Origin of the sequence: Niabella agricola (assembly GCF_021538615.1) — a bacterium.
Taxonomy (GTDB): Bacteria; Bacteroidota; Bacteroidia; order Chitinophagales; family Chitinophagaceae; genus Niabella; species Niabella agricola.
The window spans coordinates 3,707,256-3,725,831 of the sequence record NZ_JAJHIZ010000003.1 but is presented as its reverse complement, the minus strand read 5'-3'; the positions used below and the strand labels follow the sequence as shown (position 1 = coordinate 3,725,831).

Genomic DNA, 18,576 nt, shown 5'->3' with positions numbered 1-18,576 from the left:
AAAATAAGCAATGCGCAAAACTAACAGAAAAAACGATGGCGGGGTTATTAATTTGTAACCAGGAAAACGGGACGAGTGCCCCTCGTATTTTCCCGACAGTTTAATGACATTCCGCCCGGCCATGTTCAATACACCGCTCCTCGTACATTTGCATTGAACAAAAAGAGGCCGCCTGTGGTTATAAAAATCTCAGGCGTTTAAAAAACACGAACCGCTATCAAACATCGTATATGATACATGATTACTTACTCATCTCGATAGGAGTTGTATTAGGCGTAATGCTTTTGGTCATATTGGGACAACGGCTCAAAGTGGCCTACCCAATCTTCCTGGTCATTGCCGGGCTGCTCATCAGTCTTACCCCCGGTATGCCGGTGTTGCAGATCAACCCGGATATCGTGTTCCTCATCTTCCTGCCGCCCATCCTTTTTGAAGCGGCCTGGTTCACCTCCTGGAAGGATTTCTGGAAATGGCGCCGGCCGATCTTCCTGCTGGCATTCGGGCTCGTGTTCCTTACTGCGCTGGTTGTGGCCTTTGCTTCTTCTGCTCTCATCCCCGGACTCACCCTGGCACTCGGTTTTTTGCTGGGCGGTATCAATTCACCACCCGATGCAGTTGCTGCTACCTCGGTTTTAAAACATATGAAGATTCCCAAACGCGATATCACGATTCTGGAAGGTGAAAGCCTGGTGAATGACGCTTCGAGCCTGATCGTATTTAAGTTTGCCCTAGCGGCGGTGATGACCGGCCAGTTTGTATGGTATCACGCGCTGAAGGACCTCCTCATCATGGCAACCGGAGGCATCGTGGTGGGACTGGCTGTTGGTTTTGCTTTTGCCTGGCTGCTCAACCGGATCCGGTCCAACTCCAATATCGATACCGTGTTGACCCTTGTGGTCCCGTATGTGATGTATATAATGGCAGAGCGGCTTCATTTTTCCGGCGTACTGGCCGTGGTGGCAGGTGGACTCATGATGTCATATCATTCGCATTGCTTTTTGAGCCATACCACACGTATACAGGCAGCCAACGTTTGGAGCACGCTTATCTTTTTGATCAACGCGTTTATCTTTATCCTGATTGGTTTGGAAATGCCGCTCGTGGTACAGGGCATGAAGAACTATTCTATTGCCGATGGCATCAAATATGCGGTGATCCTGGGGGCTATCATTGTGGCTACCCGTATTATCTGGTGTTATCTTATCGCTTTTGCACCCCGCTGGTTCTCCAAAAAGATCCGCGCAACCGAGCCCCATCCCGGCTGGCGTGGTCCGCTGCTGATGAGTTTTGCCGCCATGCGGGGCGTAGTATCCCTGGCATCAGCCCTGGCCATTCCGCTATTACTGCCCTCGGGAGAAGCCTTTCCGCACCGGGATATATTGCTGTTTGTAACCTTTGTGATCATTGTGATCACGCTGGTGGGACAGGGCCTGCTCCTACCCCTGGTGATCAAATGGCTGAACATTAAAGAGATTGATGAAATGCTGCCCCGTGAAAAACAGGAAGCGCTGATACAGGCCAGCTTGAAACATGCGGCGCTTACCGCCATCAATGGGAATTACCAAAAACAGATTGCGCAGAACTCTCTGGTGAGCCATCAGAAAAGGAAGCTGGAAACCGATTTGGAATTACTGTCCAGCAAATTGCAATGCATAGCTACTTCGGCACATCATGCAGAAGCCGCCTCCGTCAATAAAGACATTGCCCGCGACCTGATCCGCGTACAACGGCATGAGCTGCTGCGGCTGCGGCATGAGCAACAATTTGAAGATGCGGTAATCCGGAACCAGGAAATGCAGCTGGATCTGGAAGAAGCCAAGATCACTGGGTTTGAACATTAACAGCCAAAAACATCGTCTTTTCGAGCGCAGCCGAGAAAATTTTACGGATCATTCTCAAAAGGCAATTTCATAAAACTGCCATTCCTGGACAACTCCGTAAAGGCAGCTCCGCCGCGGTCGAGGCGACGGTAATTTTTCGCAATGAGCGCTATGCTGCATTATCGCGGAACTTGCTGAATATTGTGACTGCTATGCTATCACCCAGGTTTCTTTACACACAAACTATAGAAAATGACAGCTCTTTCTTCCGTTACCCTGACCGGAACGCAGTGAAGCCGAAGGGTCTCACAATAGTCGGGATGCCCGATATCACACAGGGATGCTTCGGCTGCGCTCAGCATGACGACAGACTGATACTCTTCCAATGTACAATGTTATCTATTATTGACAGCATTCAGCAATGCTAAAAGCAAGGAACCAGCATCACCTCAGCCATTTTTGGCCGGTCATTTGCAGGAATAAATTGAATACAAAGCCCCCATGCTCCAATTCAGAGAAGAAGGCATTTATTTCCCCGCAGCGGATCTTTATATCGATCCCTGGAAGCCCGTACCCCGCGCGGTGATCACGCACGGACACAGCGATCATGCCCGGCCGGATATGGGCAGTTATCTCTGCCATACCCTTACCAAAGAGATCCTCCGGCACCGGTTGGGGCCAGACATCTCCATACAAACCCTGGACTATAACGAACTACTCCACATCAACGGTGCCACACTCAGCTTTCATCCCGCAGGCCATATCGTCGGCTCTGCACAAGTGCGATTAGAATATAAAGGAGAGGTATGGGTGGTCACCGGCGACTACAAGCTCCTCAATGATGGCGTATCCACACCCTATGAGCCCGTAGCCTGTCATAGTTTTATTACCGAAAGCACCTTCGGACTGCCGGTATACAATTTCAACCCCTGTGCGGCCATTTACGAAGACATCAATCACTGGTGTGCGCAAAATGCCAAAGAAGGATACAGCAGTGTCCTCATCGGCTATGCTTTAGGTAAGGCCCAAAACATCCTGGCCAACCTGGACCCGGAGCTGGGCGTACCCCTGCTGCATGGGGCCGTATTCAATATGAATGAAGCCCTGGCCCGGGCCGGTCTTTCATTTCCGGGTGAATGGCTGACACCGGAAACCCCGGCCGACCGATTGAAAAACGCTGTTGTGGTAGCACCGCAAAGTGTACTGGGTACTTCCTGGCTTCGCCGGCTGCAGCCCTGCCGTGTGGCCATTTGCAGCGGCTGGATGGCCCTGCGTGGGCCCCGGCGACGGTTGTCGGTAGACAAAGGTTTTGCCCTCAGCGATCACTGCGATTTTGAGCAACTCAACACCGCCATCAAAACTACGGGTGCCCAGAATATTTATGTAACCCATGGCTACCAGTCAGTATACAGCCGCTGGCTGCGCGAACAATATGGCCTGAATGCCGTGGAGCTCACCACCCATTTTGAAAACAATGAAGAAGCCATTACCGGTGAAGATCAAAAAACGCCCGAATGAAAGACTTTGTAACCTTATTCCAGGAGATCGACGCCACTACAAAGACCAACGCCAAGATCGCGGCGCTGGTTAGTTATTTTCAAAACGCGGCCCCGCAGGACCGGCTATGGGCCATTACCCTGCTGATGGGCAACCGCCCGCGGCGACCTGTTAAGACTACCGACCTGCGGGCATGGATCGCGGCGCTCACCGGTCTGCCCCCGTGGCTGATCGAAGAATCGTATTACATCGTGGGTGATCTGGCAGAAACACTGGCGCTGCTGGCCGGCAACCAGGAAAACATAGAAGCGCCGGTTCTTACACTCACCGAGCTATTGCAGGCCCTGCAACAACTGGCCGGATTGAATCCCGAAGAACAGCAGGCCTTCATTACCCGCTTCTGGATGGATCACCGCGGTGAAGACAATTTTGTTTTTAATAAACTTATCACCGGCAATTTCCGGATGGGGGTCAGCAAACAACTCGTCATTAAAGCCCTGGCGCAATACATCGGTCAGGATGAAAAAGCCATCGCCCACCGGCTCATGGGTAAATGGGATCCCGCAACCGAAACCCTGGAATCGCTTTTTGGCGAACAGAGCACAGAACATAAAGCCTACCTGCCCTATCCCTTTTTCCTGGCGTATCCGCTGGAAGGGCCGCCGGAAGAAAGCCTGGGGCCGATCACCGACTGGTATCTCGAAAAGAAATTCGATGGCATCCGCGGGCAGATCATCGTCCGCAACCACCAGGTTTTTGTATGGAGCCGGGGCGAGGAACTGGTTACTGATAAGTTCCCGGAATTTGACCGGCTGAAAGAATTGTTACCTAACGGAACGGTGATCGATGGGGAGGTTATTCCCTGGAAGGACGGACAGGTGCTTCCCTTTGTCCAAATGCAAACCCGTATCGGTCGCAAAAAACTCACAACAAAGCACCTTACCGAAGTGCCGCTGATCATGATCTGCTATGACCTGCTGGAATACAATGGCGAAGACATCCGCAGCAAAACACTGGAAGAACGCAGACTGTTGCTCACCAGCCTGCTGGCGCTGCCGTCGGTTAATTCCGTCTTACAGTTATCTCACTTATTGAAATTTGACAACTGGGAAGCAGCCGCGCAGTTCCGCGCCCGGGCAAGGGATTTCTTTTGTGAAGGCATCATGATTAAGCGGATCAGCAGCGTATATGAAACGGGCCGGCGCCGGGGCAACTGGTGGAAATGGAAAACCGCCCCGATGACCGTGGATGCGGTGCTGATTTATGCACAAAGCGGCTCCGGCAGAAGGTCCAACCTGTTTACGGACTATACGTTTGCCGTTTGGGACGGCGACCAGCTGGTGCCGTTTACAAAAGCGTATTCCGGTCTTACAGATAAGGAGATCCTGCGGCTCGACCGCTGGGTCAAAACCCATACTATCGAAAAATTCGGTCCTGTAAGAAGTGTGCAACCCCAACTGGTTTTTGAGATCGCTTTTGAAGGCATACAGGAAAGCAAACGGCATAAATCCGGCGTGGCCCTGCGCTTTCCCCGCATCCTGCGCTGGCGCGAGGACAAGCCCGCAGCGGAAGCCAATACCAAGGAGGATCTGCGGGCGTTGTTGTAGATTGATTGGCTATGCCTAAAGAAGAACGATCATCTTCGCCCTGCCATCGCGGAGTGATCGATACGGCATTATGCTACAACCAACAACTTTGGCCCTGAGTAGCGTGAGCACTATCACCAATGGTTCAACATCGCCGGCGGATGAGATCTGCCGCAAAATAGCCTCTACGATGTCACAATGTCCTGCTTTGTAAGCAGGACAACCAAATTACTTTTGTAAAAAATAATAGAATGAGAAAGCTAAAATTACAAATGAATATTTTACTCGACGGTAAATGGGACAGCGGGATGTCGGATTTTAGTATTGACAATCTCACGCATGTGGACTGCATTTTGCACGGCAGAAAAACCGGGGAAGGCTTTATTCCCTATTGGACCGAAGTAGCAAATAACCCTAATGACAGTGAGTATCAACTTGGAAAACGGATTGCAAAAGTTCCAAATGCCATTTTTTCAAATACACTCAAAGAAAGCAAGTGGAACAATACAATCATTATAAACGGCGATCTGGCGCCGGCAATAAAAGCCTTGAAAAACATAGTGGGGAAAGACATTATTGTATATGGTGGCGATTCATTTGCAGCATCATTAATACAACATGATTTAATTGATGAATATTATGTACTGGCAAACCCTGCTGCATTAGGAAACGGGCAACAAACCTTCAATCCCCTAAAAAATGAACTAACCCTAAAACTTGTAGAGTGTAAAGCATTTGCCTGTGGCGCAGTCCTGCTACATTACTCAAGACAGCAATAATATCGCCATTCCTGTTGGTGTTGTCGAAGGCTCAGCGTGACATGCAGGGACCAAACCGGGTTAAAGAACGGGAAGCCCGCTTGACGGATGGCAGCGGATACCCCGCTGAAGCCCTGTGCGGTGGGCCTGCGGCGGAGTGCGAGCGAATTTATTCACCATTTTTTTATTTGTTTTTAATGGTGCTCATGAGGGCTTCGCCGTTGCCCGGCCCCGGCCGTGCGCAGTTCTGGTGCGATGGAAGGCCAGGGACACGCCAAAAAAATCATCCCGGTAAACCGGACTCAACCACCATTTCGCTTGTCTGGGGCATTTGCCGGATTCGTACTAACTTTATAAAAAAAATGGAACCGCAAACCGTAACACATGAAGAAACCTACAACGCGCCGGTTGAAAAAGTCTGGCTGGCGCTTACGGATAAGGAACAGATGAAACAATGGTATTTTGACATTCCCGATTTCCGGCATGAAGTGGGCAGTACCTTTGAATTTTATGAGGGTGAGAAAAAGGAATTTCTGCACCGCTGTGCCATTACCGAGATCGTTCCCCTGCAACAATTCCAGCATACCTGGACGCACCCCGAGCAAAGTAAAGGTGAATCCCTGCTGACCTGGGAACTGTTCCCGGAAGGCGATCAGACCCGCGTAGTGCTTACCCACACGGGGCTTGAGCAGCTGGCGGATGGGGGTCCGGCCTTTGCAAAGGAAAATTACGAAAAAGGCTGGACGGAAATTATGGGTAAGTCGCTTCGCGGCTTTCTGGAGCAATGATGCGGGTGGTGGCAGCTGCGGTTACGGGCATTTTGTTAACAGCCCGCTCCTGCTGGTAGCGCCGGATAAACAACACACAAAGCCCCAGACCGGCAAAGGCCATTACCGCACCTACCAGCGAGGGATACTGGTATCCAAAACCATGTTTTAACGGGATCCCACCAAAGTAGGCACCCAATGAATTGGCCACATTGAAAGCCGCCTGCATGATCGCCGCCGCCATCATCTCTGATTTCTTTGCCGAACGCAGCATGAGCACATTTACCGGCGTACCCACGGCCATGGAAAGCGCACCGCAGATAAAAGTGAGCGCCAGGGATACGGGCTGGTTGCCGGAGAAAAAGAACACGGCAATGAGCGCGGCCACCATCAGCGAAAAAAGGATCGCCGCCGCCTTAATGGGTTTCATCTGGTCCGCCATATAACCGCCTACCAGGTTACCCACCACCATGCCTCCGCCGGCCAGCACCATGATATAGGAAATGGAACTTTCACTAAACCCGGATATATGAGTCATGAGTGGGGCGATATAACTGAACCAGGCAAATAACCCGCCGAAACCGATACCGGTAATGGCTATGATGAGCCAGGATTTTTTGGTCTTAAAAAATTGCAGTTCCTCCCGCAGTCCGGTCGTTTTCATGCTGGGCATGGCCGGTAGCCACAGGTGCAGGAACAAAATAGTGAGCGCACCAATAAAGGAAACCATTCCAAAAGCCAGTCGCCAGTTGAACTGATGCCCGATAAAAGTAACCAACGGCACCATGGCCAGGTTGGCTACGGTAAGACCGGTGAACATCATAGCAATGGCCCTTGCCTGTTTGCCTTCCTGCGCCAGCCGCGAAGCCACGATGGCTCCCACCCCAAAGAACGCACCATGGGGTAAGCCTGAAAAGAACCTGGCAAAGAACAGACTGTAAAATCCGGGCATTAAAGCAGACAGTCCGTTAAACAACGTAAACAGGACCATGAGCCCGATGAGGATCCGCTTGGGTGGATATTTGGCTGATAAAGCTACCAGCAACGGTGCCCCGATGACCACACCCAACGCATAGGCGGAGATAAGGTATCCGGCCACCGGTATATTCACACCCAGCGACTGCGCGACATCCGGCAGCAGTCCCATGATCACAAATTCTGTTGTTCCGATACCCAGTCCGCCAAGGGCCAGGGGAAATAATTTTTTATTCATCGCTTTAAATAAAGATCGTTTATTAATAAAATGTGTATTTAGTACACATTATTGTTCGTCAAACAAAATCGCCATATGCAAGGTAGTTTTAATAACCGGCTTTACGGTTACAAGATAGAACCGGCAACATGATAGCCAACGGCCATTTTGGATGGTGTGCGTTGTTATGGTTATTTGCAAAAGCCTTATTAAATTATTAATTTACAATTGGTTAAACAGTTGGCAATGGTAGCTATTACTTGCAGCTACATAAAGCGGCTGTTATTGCCAATGCTGCTTTGGGGACAGCAAGACTGGGACATAGTTGCTTTACCTGAGGGATTAAAACAAAAATTAAGCCCCTGTGTTCCTGAGTCTCAGTGGCCATACAACTTTTTTCTTCCTGAACTGTTCTTTTACTTGCCTGTTCCCCGGAACGTCCGGCCAACAGTAAAACCGGAAATATGAGCCGTTTACAAAACATCAGGTATTCCATCCTGGACCTGGCTACCGTTTGCCAGGGCGATACCTTACAACAAACCTTTGAACGCAGCCTGGAAAGTGCCCGGCATGCCGAACAGCTGGGTTATACCCGGTACTGGTTTTCCGAGCACCATAATATGGAAAGCGTGGCCAGCGCTGCTACTTCCATCCTTATTGGATATGTGGCCGGCGGTACCCAAACCATCCGGGTAGGATCGGGCGGTATTATGCTGCCCAACCACTCACCACTGATCATTGCCGAGCAGTTTGGCACCCTTGGTATTTTATATCCCAGCCGGATTGACCTAGGGCTGGGAAGGGCGCCTGGCACTGATGCCCTTACGGCCATGACCATCCGCCAGGCACCGGTAAATATTCCCTATGATTTTAAAAGCAATATCGAAACCCTGCAACAATACTTCAGTAAAGAGAACAGTCATGCTAAGGTACGAGCCCTGCCAGGCGAAGGTGTGAACATCCCGCTTTGGGTGCTGGGATCCAGTACCGACAGCGCCTACCTGGCCGCGGAAATGGGCCTGCCTTATGCCTTTGCCGCACACTTTGCCCCCGCCCAGCTAATGCAGGCCATGGAGATCTATCAGAGTCGCTTTAAACCTTCCGCAGTGCTCAGCAAGCCCTACGCCATGGCCTGTGTAAACGTGATTGTTGCCGGCAGCACCGCTGAAGCTGCCGCACTGTCTACTTCTCTTTACCGTATGTTCCTGGGCATTTTCACCAATAGTCGCGCCCCGCTGCAACCGCCCATTACACATGAGGAACTGGAAAAGCTCTGGACACCGGAACAGAAATACGGGGTAATGCATATGCTGTCCAATGCGTTTTTTGGAAGTAAGGAAAAGGTAAAGGAGGAGTTGACCGACTTTATCGAGCAGACGGGGATACAGGAACTGATGGTTATTTCGCAGGTATTTGACCAGAAAAAGAAGTTACGGTCTTATTCGCTGTTGAAGGATATTTTTAACGGCAACTGATTTTCCCCGTAGATTATTATGCCGATGGTACTGCTGATGAGCACTTGGGCAGATCGCTTCAGCTGCGTTACTACATGATCTATCAGGCGCTTTGCTACCGGTCTTTTCCGGGTAAAACAGATCGCCGCTATGCGGCTTAATCTACCATCGATTTATGGAACTATCGGTCTTGGGCCCCGATGGGGCTGAGAGAAGCAGAGATACCCAATCAATATTACTTTTGAACGATTCCATTTCCTGCATAGACGTCGGCTTGACTATTAACCATTCACTATTGACATATTCCGTCTTCAATTCCGTTAGAACGATCTCGAAGCAACAGCGGTATCATTCCTTTTACATTTAATATTTTACATTGGTTATTTTAAGTTCCATACGCTAACTTACAGTATGAACTGGAGCTGGCTTCTTTTTGCCGAAGTACTGTATGTGATCCTGGTGATTCTGGTTTGCATGCGGGTGATCTATGATACGCGCAGCTCTACAAAAACGCTAGCCTACCTGCTGTTGATCATCTTTCTGCCAGTGATCGGTATGTTCACCTATTTTTCTTTTGGTATCAATTACCGGCGCAGGAAACTCTATTCCAAAAAATTAATCATGAATGAAGCGATGGAACGATCGCTGAATGACCGGATACAGACTATTTCTCTGGAAGCATACGACCAGGGCAAAGTGTTGGTGGCTAATAACGACCGCCTGTTTCATTATCTTTTAAAGGAAGGCAGTCCGTTAACCGGGCATAACCACGTAGAATTGCTGCTGAATGGCGAGCAGAAATTTCCCCGGGTACTGGAACAATTGCGCGCGGCCACCCATCACATCCACATCGAATATTATATTTACGAGAACGACGAAACCGGAAATGCCATTGCCGACCTGCTGATTGAAAAAGCACAGCAAGGGGTAGAGGTCCGCTTTATCTATGATGATTTTGGCAGCCATTCCATTAGAAGAAAACTGGTCAAACGCCTGCGTAGCGCCGGTGTGAAGGCCTTCCCTTTTCACAAGATCATTTTTATTGCACTGGCCAACCGGCTTAATTACCGAAACCACCGGAAGATCATTATTATTGATGGTCGCACGGCATTTGTGGGCGGCATTAATATCAGCAACAAATACTGGAACAAGCCGGAATTCAATAACAAACTCTATTGGCGGGATACCCACCTGATGATCCAGGGCCCTGGTGTGTATTACCTGCAATACCTCTTCCTGGCCGACTGGAATTTTTGTGCCGGCGACCGGCTTACGGTGAATGAACAATTTTTTCCGCCCGCGCATTCACTTCTTCAAAAAGAACATACGCTGGTACAAACTGCTGCCAGCGGTCCGGATTCCGATAACCCAACGATCCTTTATGCGATCCTGCGCGCCATTGGTCTGGCTAAAAAAGAGCTGCTGGTCACCACTCCTTATTTCATCCCGGGCGAAAGCATTATGGAAGCCCTGGTCGTGGCGGCTTACAGCGGCATCCGAATCCGGATCCTGGTACCGGGCATCTCCGATTCATTGCTCGTAAATACTGCGGCCAATTCCTACTATGCCACGTTGCTAAAGGCAGGAGTAGAGATCTATCGTTACAAAAAGGGATTTGTGCATGCCAAAACCCTGGTGTCGGACCGTAACCTGGCCATGGTGGGCACGGCGAATATGGATCATCGCAGCTTTGATCTGAATTTTGAAGTGAATGCACTGGTATACGATACCACTATTGCAGAACAACTGGCCAGGGCCTTTGAAAATGACCTGCTGGACGCGGAACAGATCGATGCTGAACAATGGCTGAACCGGCCCTTATACATACAGCTGTTTGAAAAAACCTGCCGGCTATTGTCTCCGCTGTTGTAGTGTAGCGCAAAATTTTTACCCGGTGAAAAGCTGTCGCGCAGTGCCTATGTGAAGGGCCTTTTTCAATCTTTGGCGGGGACCGCAAATAGGTATTCCAGGCCTAGTGCCTCCCCGGGTGCATTCCCCTGATTATTTGACCTTGTCCTGGGTTTCACCACCGCCCTTTCGTTTCTCCCAATGCATGGGGATTCTTTTGCCGCTTTGCAGACGGCCTTTTAAGCAATATCACAGTCTGGAATGGATAATACCTACTCAAAAACAAATTCTTTCTGCCAATGACTTTGAAACAAGATTGATGGCGATTTAAGACTCCAACCGTTTTTTCAGCTTCCGCAACCGCATTGAAAGAACGATCTGAACGATACCCAGCATTAAGAAAGAAACCGCGGTGTAAATAATGATCGTGAGTCCGCCGAAGACCGGATTGCCGATCATCAACAATGCAAAGAGCATACCCATGATGGCCATAAACAGCACACCACCCCAGCCTTTTACCACCGCTTTCTTTAAACTAAACGCATAAAACACGCCCAGCAGGGACCGGAACAGGATCACAATGCCTATATACGTGGGCAGCGCGGCCATCGTCAGCATCGGCGAAGAAAGGAGGAAGATGCCAAACAGCAGATCTACAATTCCACCAAATAGCGACCAGCCCCAGCCTTGGTCGTGCTTGCGGCTGCTGACCGCATAAAGGATCTCAAAAGCACCGGCCACTATGAAAGTAGATGCAAATAAGACAGACAGCGCCACATAGGAAGCCAGAGGCTGACTAAAAATATACAAGGCCAGTAATACAAACAGGATCCCGGAAACAAGCAATAGCCACCAGTTTTTCAGGCGCTCTTCCAATAATGTTGTAGTCATGGTATTCAGGTTTAACCGTTAAAAGATGAATTTTTAAAAGACATTCCGCTATCAATGGTCACCGATTCTATCAACCGTGTATAACATATTCTGATGCGCGCCTTTGCGAATCAGAGCGACCAGTTGTGACGTGTGTCTTCACGCACCACATTAGGGCAAACATGTTATCTTCCCTCTCAAAGTTATACAATAAGTTTGACCATTTTTACCTTTCATTGTATCTTTCTTCCAAAAACCACAGAGCAGCGATGAAACATTTCCTTTTTATATTGCTCCTGACCGGTCTATTGCCGGGGAACGCAAGGGCACAGGGTTCGATTGAAAATGACCTCCTGAAACTGATGCAGCAATACCAGGCCATTGGCATGTCTATCGCTGTAGTAAAAAACAATAAGATTATCTACAACAGATCCTTTGGATATAAAAATAAGGACGATAAAACCATTATTCAGAACACTGACATCTTCCGTATTGCGTCTATTTCCAAGTCCTTTACCGCCACTTCCCTACTGCAACTGGTGGAGGCCGGCAAGCTGAGCCTGGATGATGCAGTAAGCACCTTGGTTGGCTTTAAGGTTAACAATCCCAAATACCCGGATGTACCGATCACCCTGAAAATGATCCTCTCCCACACATCCAGCATCAACGATAAAAACGGGTACTTTACCCTGGATGCCATCAACCCGGATAAAAACCCCAACTGGGCACAATGCTATAATGATTACAAACCCGGGGAAGGTTACCAATACTGCAACCTGAATTTTAACCTGGCCGGAAGCATTCTTGAAAAATTCTCCGGGGAGCAATTTGACCAGTATGTAAAAAATCATATCCTGGCCCCACTGCATCTATACGGAGGGTACAATGTGGATTCGCTGGACCGCAACCGCCTGATACCGCTTTATGAATACAACGACTCTACAAAAACATTTGAAGCAGCTCCTGCAGCCTATGCATCGACCAGGGCAAAGCTGGCCAACTACACGAGAGGGTACAACACACCCATATTTTCACCTACCGGGGGCATGAAAATTTCGGCGCTGGACCTTGCCAAATATATGATGATGCATATGAACTACGGCGTTTTCAATAATGTGCGGATCATCAGCGAAGCCAGTAGCAGGACTATGCAAACCAAACTGTCCGACAAGGAGAATTACGGCCTTGCACTTTGGTCTACCGAAAATTTAATAGACGGCGAAAAAATGGTGGGCCATACCGGCGATGCCTATGGCCTGTACAGCAGCATGTTTTTTCACCCGGAAAAAAAGTTTGGCTTTGTGGTAATCACCAATGGCTGCCTGACGCAGTACAAGAAATCAGTAGTGGGGCTGTTATATGATGCGATCAATTTACTTTATAACGGGATGGTGAAATAATTATTAACACCTGCCGGGGAACAAGAAGACCTGGGAGATTTTGAACGAAGGCTTTTTACTATTAGAATATGCTTAAAAGCAAACGGGTTAACAAGGAACATTGTTTTATTAAGCCCCCTGTTAACCCGTTAACTGATTAACCGGAAACCTAGCCTTTCAGCAGATCTACGTACTCCTGCTTGTCGTAATCATCCATGCCCTCCATTTTTTTGATCAACTCTCCTTTTTCATTAAAGATAAAAGTAGAAGGAATGGCCTGCACATTGAATAAGAGCGGAAGATTTTCGGCGGGAAAAAATACCGGCATATTTAAATTCTGTTTCTTTTTAAATGTGGCAGCGTCTTCCCTGTTCTCATCTACCGACAACAATACAAAGGCCACCTTTTTCTTATCCAGTTTCTTATAAAGGTTCTGAATAGAAGGCATCTCCGCACGGCAAGGAGGACACCAGGAGGCCCAGATATTGAACACCACTTTTTTCCCTTTCAGAGATTCGAGGGTTACAGGCTGCCCCCGTTCGTCCGACATTTTAAATGCCGGCATCATCGATACCGCGGGTGTTGCCGGTGCTGTATTCGCTTCCACATTGGGTGCAACCGCAGCCGTGTCTGTAGCTACAGGCGCGGTGCTGTCAGCTGTATCCTGCTTTCCTTGGTTTTTACAGGCTGTAAGGGCACTCATACCCAAACTGATCATCAGTATAATTGTATTCAGTTTCATTGATTTTTTTTGATTGTTAAATTAAAATCCATTGGCATCCTGTCCGTTTATTAGCAATAGGCTACATCGCAGCAGATTCAACACGCGGAGGGGCGTCGATACATTCAGGAAAGGGATCTGGAGGAAAGCGGGTCTTTGCCGCCGGATAGCTTTTCTTAATGATCAACGCCACAGGCTGCAACGCATATTCCGTTGCAACCGGTTCAATCGCAATACCCGCCGCACCGCAGGAAGCCGGCGTTTCCATATCGCCTGCAGGGGCCTGGTGTTTACCAGCTGCCACACCCACCTGGTGCTGCATCCGTTTGCATGCCGGCCTTAGCACGGGCAGGCTGAACAACAGGATACCCGCCGCCAGCAAACTATACAGGATGATATGGTGCTGTATTTTCAAACCACGCAAATGTAAAGAAATGCACTCAAATCCTCAGATCGCGGCTTCGGGATGATGCCGGTAATCGTGCAATTTTGACAATTCTACGATAGTACCCCTTCCTTCCGGTGACTCGTGGTACACCGGAATAAATTTTGCGCCATTCACCAGCTCATTGTAGGTATAACTGGTACGTGCAATAACGGTGTTGGAAAAATCTTCATCAAAAGCTTTTAAATAAATCATCATTTCGAAATCGGCCTGTTCCAGTTCCGTCATGGTCATATTGTACACAGGGCTATCTTCATTGATGGGATGCACCACGGTCCACGAAATATGCAGCGAGTTGATCGTATTGAACTGCAGCGGCAGGGAAAAATACCGGTAACCGTCCTGTCCGTTTTCGTCCACCAGCATGCTTACGGTAACCTGTATTGACACTTCACTAAGCGTCGCATTTTTTATGGGCGCCAGCCGGAACATAATAGCCTTTCCCTCCCTGAAGGGCGCAATGATGGCATGTTTACTAAACCGGATATAGGCCCGGGGTTTTACAAACCGGCCATACAGCAACCCCGTAATGATGGCCAGGGTAAGGATACCCACCAGGGCCTCAATAGATGCAATTGTATTGGTAATGAACCCGATAGGACTGATGCGACCGTATCCCACCGTAGTAAGCGTTTGCGAGGAAAAGAAATAGGCTTCTTCGAATGTTTCAAGGGGCGTTCCTTTTACCAGCCCCTGGAGATGTGGAATACAAAACAGGTAGTATACAATAGCAAATAAAAGATTGATGACCGTATAAAACCCGATAATGAGCAGCCCGAATTTCCAGCCCTTCAGGTTGATCAGAAAATTGTAAATGCTGTATTTATCAAATACCGAACCCGACCGGTTAATCACATTGACGGTACCATCCTTATTAATAAAACGGGCATATTTCGCAGTTACAGCAGTGTTCAGTCCCGTGTTATCTACTGTTTTTCCCTGTGCCCGTTTTCTTCCGATTGCCATAGGGTGAAATTATTGAAATAAATCCGATTATGAAGGCATAACATCTGGTGTATTTTTTCAAAACGAAAAGAGACAAGAAATTTACGATTAATCCCGCGCTCATCGTGACGTCGCGGATACATTGCAGTCATTGCGGTTGAAACTTAACCGCAAAAACAGCGGGGGCCGTCAGCAAAATGAATTACTAAAAATTTTTTACGAGGCCCAATCCGTACGACCTGCCCGAAACAGCGGGATAAAAATACGTGGTATTGCCCTGCCCGTCTTTTTTCTGACCAATGTGCAATTTATTGTAACAGAGATACGCCAGGTTGGTAGAAGCAATACCAAATCCTGCGCCCGCTACCACATCGCCCAACCAATGCCGGTTGTTGAACATCCGCAATACACCCGTAGCAGCAGCTACGGCATAACCGCCAATGCCATACCAGGGGGATATATCTTTATACTCTCTTCTCAGAAACTCGGCAGAGGCAAATGCCGTTGAAGTATGCCCGGAAGGAAAGGATAGATGATTGCTGCCATCGGGGCGCTCTACATTGGTCAAATGTTTTAAAGGTGTTACCAATGCCGCATTAATACCCAGGGACATGGCATACAGGATGGCTTCATGCCCCAACGTATTTTTTCCTTTTATCCCCAGCCCCCGCAGCGCAAAAACCGCAAGTCCGGGCGTGTATTCCAGCATGTTGTCGATATGCGTTCCAAAAGCGGGATGGTCTTCCACTATTTCATTTTTTGTTGTCTGGTTCAACCCCTTGAACAGGTTTGTACCATCTGCCAAGCCGCCAAATGCGATCAGGGCCGCGGGTGCGATAAATTGTTTTAACCGTACGGGGCTGCCCGAGGCCGGCAATTGCAGAGGCCGTATATGGGCGGAATCGACAACTGATCCGGTAGAATCCTGCTGAGCCAGCAGGGAAAAGGACAAACTAAAACACAGGCCTAGAAATATAATTTTTTTCATCTATAAATTTTTATGCCGCCCGGCTGAATGCCGTTCGGACTGGGTTTAAATGATCGGATGCTGCCTTTGATGATTAAAATTTTCATACCCTTGAAAAATGAACATATTAATTATACCGGTTTCATACTTACAGTTTAAAACGGAGCGATAAGTTAACGGCCCTTCCGTCAATAGGCGCCCATAGCGGTTTGAATTGAGGATCGGTTACAGAACCGGTATACAAATCTTCCACATTGCTTTGTTTATAATTTAGCAGGTTTTCGCAATTCAATACAACAATCATATGATCTCCCAGATGCTTTTGAATTACCGCTGCCATAAACATATAGCCCGGCGTGCCGGATCCGTCCAGCCGCTTCTGGCTTCCGTTATACGAGCCCTCAAGCCCTGTCATCAAACCGGCCTTCTCAAAATCCCGCGCCAATACAAAAGAAGCCCGGTTCCTGGGAGTTAAAGGCATAAATTGATTTTGGGAAAGATAGTTGCGGGTGACCACGGTATAGGTATACCCTGCATACAGTTCCCATTCATCCAGCCTGGCCTTTATATAGGTATCGAACCCACGGCTGAGTACCTTTTTATTCCCATTCTGGTATAACAGGATTCCATCGGGATTAATGGTTCCGTAAATCGGATCTTTGATCTGTGTCAGAAAAACAGCCTGGTTAATAAACAGGCTGTTTCCACCCTCCCAGTCCAGCTTGTAATTTACTTCCGCATTATACCCTACCGATTTCTCAGGAGTGATATCGGCTGGTAAGTCAGCAATTTTATCCGGAGTATAATCTATGTACCAGGGCGTAAACGGATTCGGCACTTTATATCCCCAGCCTACTCCCAGGCGGGTGGCCCAATGCTCATTAAACCGGTTGAAAAAGGCCAGCCTTGGTAAAAAGAAATTCCCATATTTTTTGTGATAGTCATCCCTCAGACCCAGTTCCAATGTAGCCAGATCTTTGATGGCCCATGTATTTTGCGCAAAGGCCCCGATGGTCTGATTGTTCAGCGAAGCAATCGGGATAAACTGATTCTGATGCGTTGCCTTAAACTGGTCGCCGGTTAGGTTTACCCCGCCCACAAAACTGTTCTTACTGTTGTAGGGGATCAGCGTAGATAATTCACTGTAGTAGCTCAGCTGGTTGCCTTTATAGGTCAGCTGAGCATCTGTAAAATGATTGCTATAATCACTTACCGTATTTTTAAAATACAGGCTTTTGCCACTGTTAAAATGGTGCTCCACCACCAGTTCGCCGGTATGACGTGTCGTATTATTCTGCTCAAAATACTGGTGCACCCTATCAGGGCTTCCTTTTAACACCTGTATATCCCCGCCCTTTGTATTATTCACGTTCCCGTTGTACCCAAGGATAATGGTGGTATTTTTTGGATAGAAAAACAAACGCGGATGTATATTATAACTATTCAGTTTCGGAACATCCGAAAAACCATCTTGATTTACGTCCACCGGGGCCTGGTGGATATACCCTCCAAAAAGCGTATACCCAAATCCTTTATACCGTTTCGATAAATAGGCATTGGCGTCGGTTTCTTTCAGGGTGGTCTGGTTCAGCGTAATAATACCTTCCTGCGCCGCAGTTGGGCGTTTTGAAATCATATTGACCAATCCGCCAATGGCGCCACCACCATATAAGGTGGAGGCCGATCCCTTTACCAGTTCGATCTGCTGCAGATCCAGCGGCGGAATGGTAAGGATGCCAAACCCACTGCTAAAACCATCATACAGGGGCATTCCATCCCGAAGGATCTGGGTGTAGCGTCCATCCAACCCCTGAATGCGCACATTGGAATTACCCGATGTGGCACTGGTCTGCTGGATCTGCACGCCGCTGACATCCCCTAAAATACTGGCGATATTGGCGGGCCGGATACCGTTTTCCTCATTCATTTCTTCCCTCCCTAACACTTCTACTTTTATAGGCGCATTTTCAATGGACTGGTTGTTCCGGGTGGTAGCCACCACCACCACCTCATCCATGGCTTTGCTTATAGCAATGAGTGAAACATTAATCAGCGTGTCTTTTTTGATTGGCAGGAACAGCACAGCCCGTTCATACCCCACGGCGGAGAAAGAAAAGCTGCTGTTGCCACGGGGCAAGGTTAATTGAATCCTGCCAGTACTGTCGGCCGCAGCGATTAGTTTCCCGTTTACCGTAACGGTAACACCCCAAACGGTGGTCTGATCGGTCCGGTTATTAAATTTGAGGGTAAGTTTTATCTGTGCTGGCAAAGCTGTGCAAAAAGTGCAGGCGATCAGCAAACAAAAAATCAAACGACACATCCTCCTG

Annotated in this window: 15 protein-coding genes; 8 read left to right on the top strand and 7 right to left on the bottom strand. The window is 48.5% G+C overall.

Translation table 11 applies throughout. The annotated features are described in order from the left end of the window. Positions 1-230 precede the first annotated feature (230 nt). The 5 genes from LL912_RS20950 to LL912_RS20930 all read left to right on the top strand — a co-directional run bounded on the left by LL912_RS20950 (position 231) and on the right by LL912_RS20930 (position 6,449). Positions 231-1,841, top strand: a complete 1,611-nt coding sequence (locus LL912_RS20950) for a Na+/H+ antiporter (protein WP_235555565.1) — start codon at positions 231-233, stop codon at positions 1,839-1,841. Positions 1,842-2,321: 480 nt separating this feature from the next. Continuing rightward, complete coding sequence (locus tag LL912_RS20945) at positions 2,322-3,338, top strand: ligase-associated DNA damage response exonuclease (RefSeq protein ID WP_235555564.1); 1,017 nt, start codon at positions 2,322-2,324, stop codon at positions 3,336-3,338. Next, a complete protein-coding gene (locus tag LL912_RS20940; RefSeq protein ID WP_235555563.1) occupies positions 3,335-4,924 on the top strand; it encodes an ATP-dependent DNA ligase in 1,590 nt (529 codons plus the stop codon). The genes LL912_RS20945 and LL912_RS20940 overlap by 4 nt, the downstream gene beginning before the upstream one ends. Positions 4,925-5,154: 230 nt before the next feature. Next, entirely contained in the window at positions 5,155-5,682 is a 528-nt protein-coding gene (locus LL912_RS20935) for a dihydrofolate reductase family protein (RefSeq protein WP_235555562.1), read from the top strand. A 341-nt stretch (positions 5,683-6,023) separates the two neighbouring features. After that, entirely contained in the window at positions 6,024-6,449 is a 426-nt protein-coding gene (locus LL912_RS20930) for an SRPBCC family protein (protein WP_235555561.1), read from the top strand. On the opposite strand, the gene LL912_RS20925 is transcribed toward LL912_RS20930, so the two are convergent. Further along, positions 6,412-7,641, bottom strand: a complete 1,230-nt coding sequence (locus LL912_RS20925) for an MFS transporter (protein ID WP_235555560.1) — start codon at positions 7,639-7,641, stop codon at positions 6,412-6,414. The two genes, LL912_RS20930 and LL912_RS20925, sit on opposite strands and share 38 nt — an antisense overlap. A gap of 443 nt (positions 7,642-8,084) precedes the next feature. Between LL912_RS20925 and LL912_RS20920 the strand changes: the two genes are divergently transcribed. Together LL912_RS20920 and cls are read left to right on the top strand one after the other, a co-directional pair. After that, positions 8,085-9,095 (top strand): LLM class flavin-dependent oxidoreductase, encoded by a 1,011-nt coding sequence (locus LL912_RS20920; protein WP_235555559.1) that lies wholly within the window; start codon positions 8,085-8,087, stop codon positions 9,093-9,095. A 390-nt stretch (positions 9,096-9,485) separates the two neighbouring features. Further along, complete coding sequence (cls, locus tag LL912_RS20915; RefSeq protein ID WP_235555558.1) at positions 9,486-10,946, top strand: cardiolipin synthase; 1,461 nt, start codon at positions 9,486-9,488, stop codon at positions 10,944-10,946. A 303-nt stretch (positions 10,947-11,249) separates the two neighbouring features. Here the strand turns inward: cls and LL912_RS20910 are convergent, their stop codons facing one another. Beyond that, on the bottom strand, positions 11,250-11,813 hold the full coding sequence (locus LL912_RS20910) for an HdeD family acid-resistance protein (protein ID WP_235555557.1): 564 nt from the start codon (positions 11,811-11,813) through the stop codon (positions 11,250-11,252). 248 nt (positions 11,814-12,061) lie between these two features. Here LL912_RS20910 and LL912_RS20905 point away from each other — a divergent pair, with 248 nt between their 5' ends. After that, complete coding sequence (locus tag LL912_RS20905; protein WP_235555556.1) at positions 12,062-13,192, top strand: serine hydrolase domain-containing protein; 1,131 nt, start codon at positions 12,062-12,064, stop codon at positions 13,190-13,192. Positions 13,193-13,340: 148 nt separating this feature from the next. Here the strand turns inward: LL912_RS20905 and LL912_RS20900 are convergent, their stop codons facing one another. From LL912_RS20900 to LL912_RS20880, 5 genes are all read right to left on the bottom strand, one after another. Next, positions 13,341-13,913 carry a TlpA family protein disulfide reductase gene (locus LL912_RS20900; RefSeq protein ID WP_235555555.1) on the bottom strand — a complete coding sequence of 191 codons (573 nt, stop codon included), beginning with the start codon at positions 13,911-13,913 and terminating at the stop codon, positions 13,341-13,343. Positions 13,914-13,974: 61 nt separating this feature from the next. Then, positions 13,975-14,307: a hypothetical protein gene (locus LL912_RS20895; RefSeq protein WP_235555554.1), complete on the bottom strand. Its 333-nt coding sequence runs from the start codon at positions 14,305-14,307 to the stop codon at positions 13,975-13,977. A 33-nt stretch (positions 14,308-14,340) separates the two neighbouring features. Further along, complete coding sequence (locus tag LL912_RS20890) at positions 14,341-15,303, bottom strand: ion channel (protein WP_235555553.1); 963 nt, start codon at positions 15,301-15,303, stop codon at positions 14,341-14,343. 184 nt (positions 15,304-15,487) lie between these two features. Further along, entirely contained in the window at positions 15,488-16,270 is a 783-nt protein-coding gene (locus LL912_RS20885) for a phosphatase PAP2 family protein (protein WP_235555552.1), read from the bottom strand. 127 nt (positions 16,271-16,397) lie between these two features. Next, positions 16,398-18,569 (bottom strand): TonB-dependent receptor, encoded by a 2,172-nt coding sequence (locus tag LL912_RS20880; RefSeq protein ID WP_235555551.1) that lies wholly within the window; start codon positions 18,567-18,569, stop codon positions 16,398-16,400. Between the last annotated feature and the right edge of the window lie 7 nt (positions 18,570-18,576).

Bases quoted from the DNA above. Each gene is read 5' to 3' on its own strand.
- LL912_RS20940 (WP_235555563.1), top strand. From the start codon at position 3,335: ATGAAAGACTTTGTAACCTTATTCCAGGAGATCGACGCCACTACAAAG.
- LL912_RS20885 (WP_235555552.1), bottom strand. From the start codon at position 16,270: ATGAAAAAAATTATATTTCTAGGCCTGTGTTTTAGTTTGTCCTTTTCC.
- LL912_RS20910 (WP_235555557.1), bottom strand. From the start codon at position 11,813: ATGACTACAACATTATTGGAAGAGCGCCTGAAAAACTGGTGGCTATTG.
- LL912_RS20930 (WP_235555561.1), top strand. From the start codon at position 6,024: ATGGAACCGCAAACCGTAACACATGAAGAAACCTACAACGCGCCGGTT.
- LL912_RS20945 (WP_235555564.1), top strand. From the start codon at position 2,322: ATGCTCCAATTCAGAGAAGAAGGCATTTATTTCCCCGCAGCGGATCTT.
- LL912_RS20920 (WP_235555559.1), top strand. From the start codon at position 8,085: ATGAGCCGTTTACAAAACATCAGGTATTCCATCCTGGACCTGGCTACC.
- LL912_RS20890 (WP_235555553.1), bottom strand. From the start codon at position 15,303: ATGGCAATCGGAAGAAAACGGGCACAGGGAAAAACAGTAGATAACACG.
- cls (WP_235555558.1), top strand. From the start codon at position 9,486: ATGAACTGGAGCTGGCTTCTTTTTGCCGAAGTACTGTATGTGATCCTG.
- LL912_RS20950 (WP_235555565.1), top strand. From the start codon at position 231: ATGATACATGATTACTTACTCATCTCGATAGGAGTTGTATTAGGCGTA.
- LL912_RS20935 (WP_235555562.1), top strand. From the start codon at position 5,155: ATGAGAAAGCTAAAATTACAAATGAATATTTTACTCGACGGTAAATGG.
- LL912_RS20900 (WP_235555555.1), bottom strand. From the start codon at position 13,913: ATGAAACTGAATACAATTATACTGATGATCAGTTTGGGTATGAGTGCC.
- LL912_RS20880 (WP_235555551.1), bottom strand. From the start codon at position 18,569: ATGTGTCGTTTGATTTTTTGTTTGCTGATCGCCTGCACTTTTTGCACA.
- LL912_RS20905 (WP_235555556.1), top strand. From the start codon at position 12,062: ATGAAACATTTCCTTTTTATATTGCTCCTGACCGGTCTATTGCCGGGG.
- LL912_RS20925 (WP_235555560.1), bottom strand. From the start codon at position 7,641: ATGAATAAAAAATTATTTCCCCTGGCCCTTGGCGGACTGGGTATCGGA.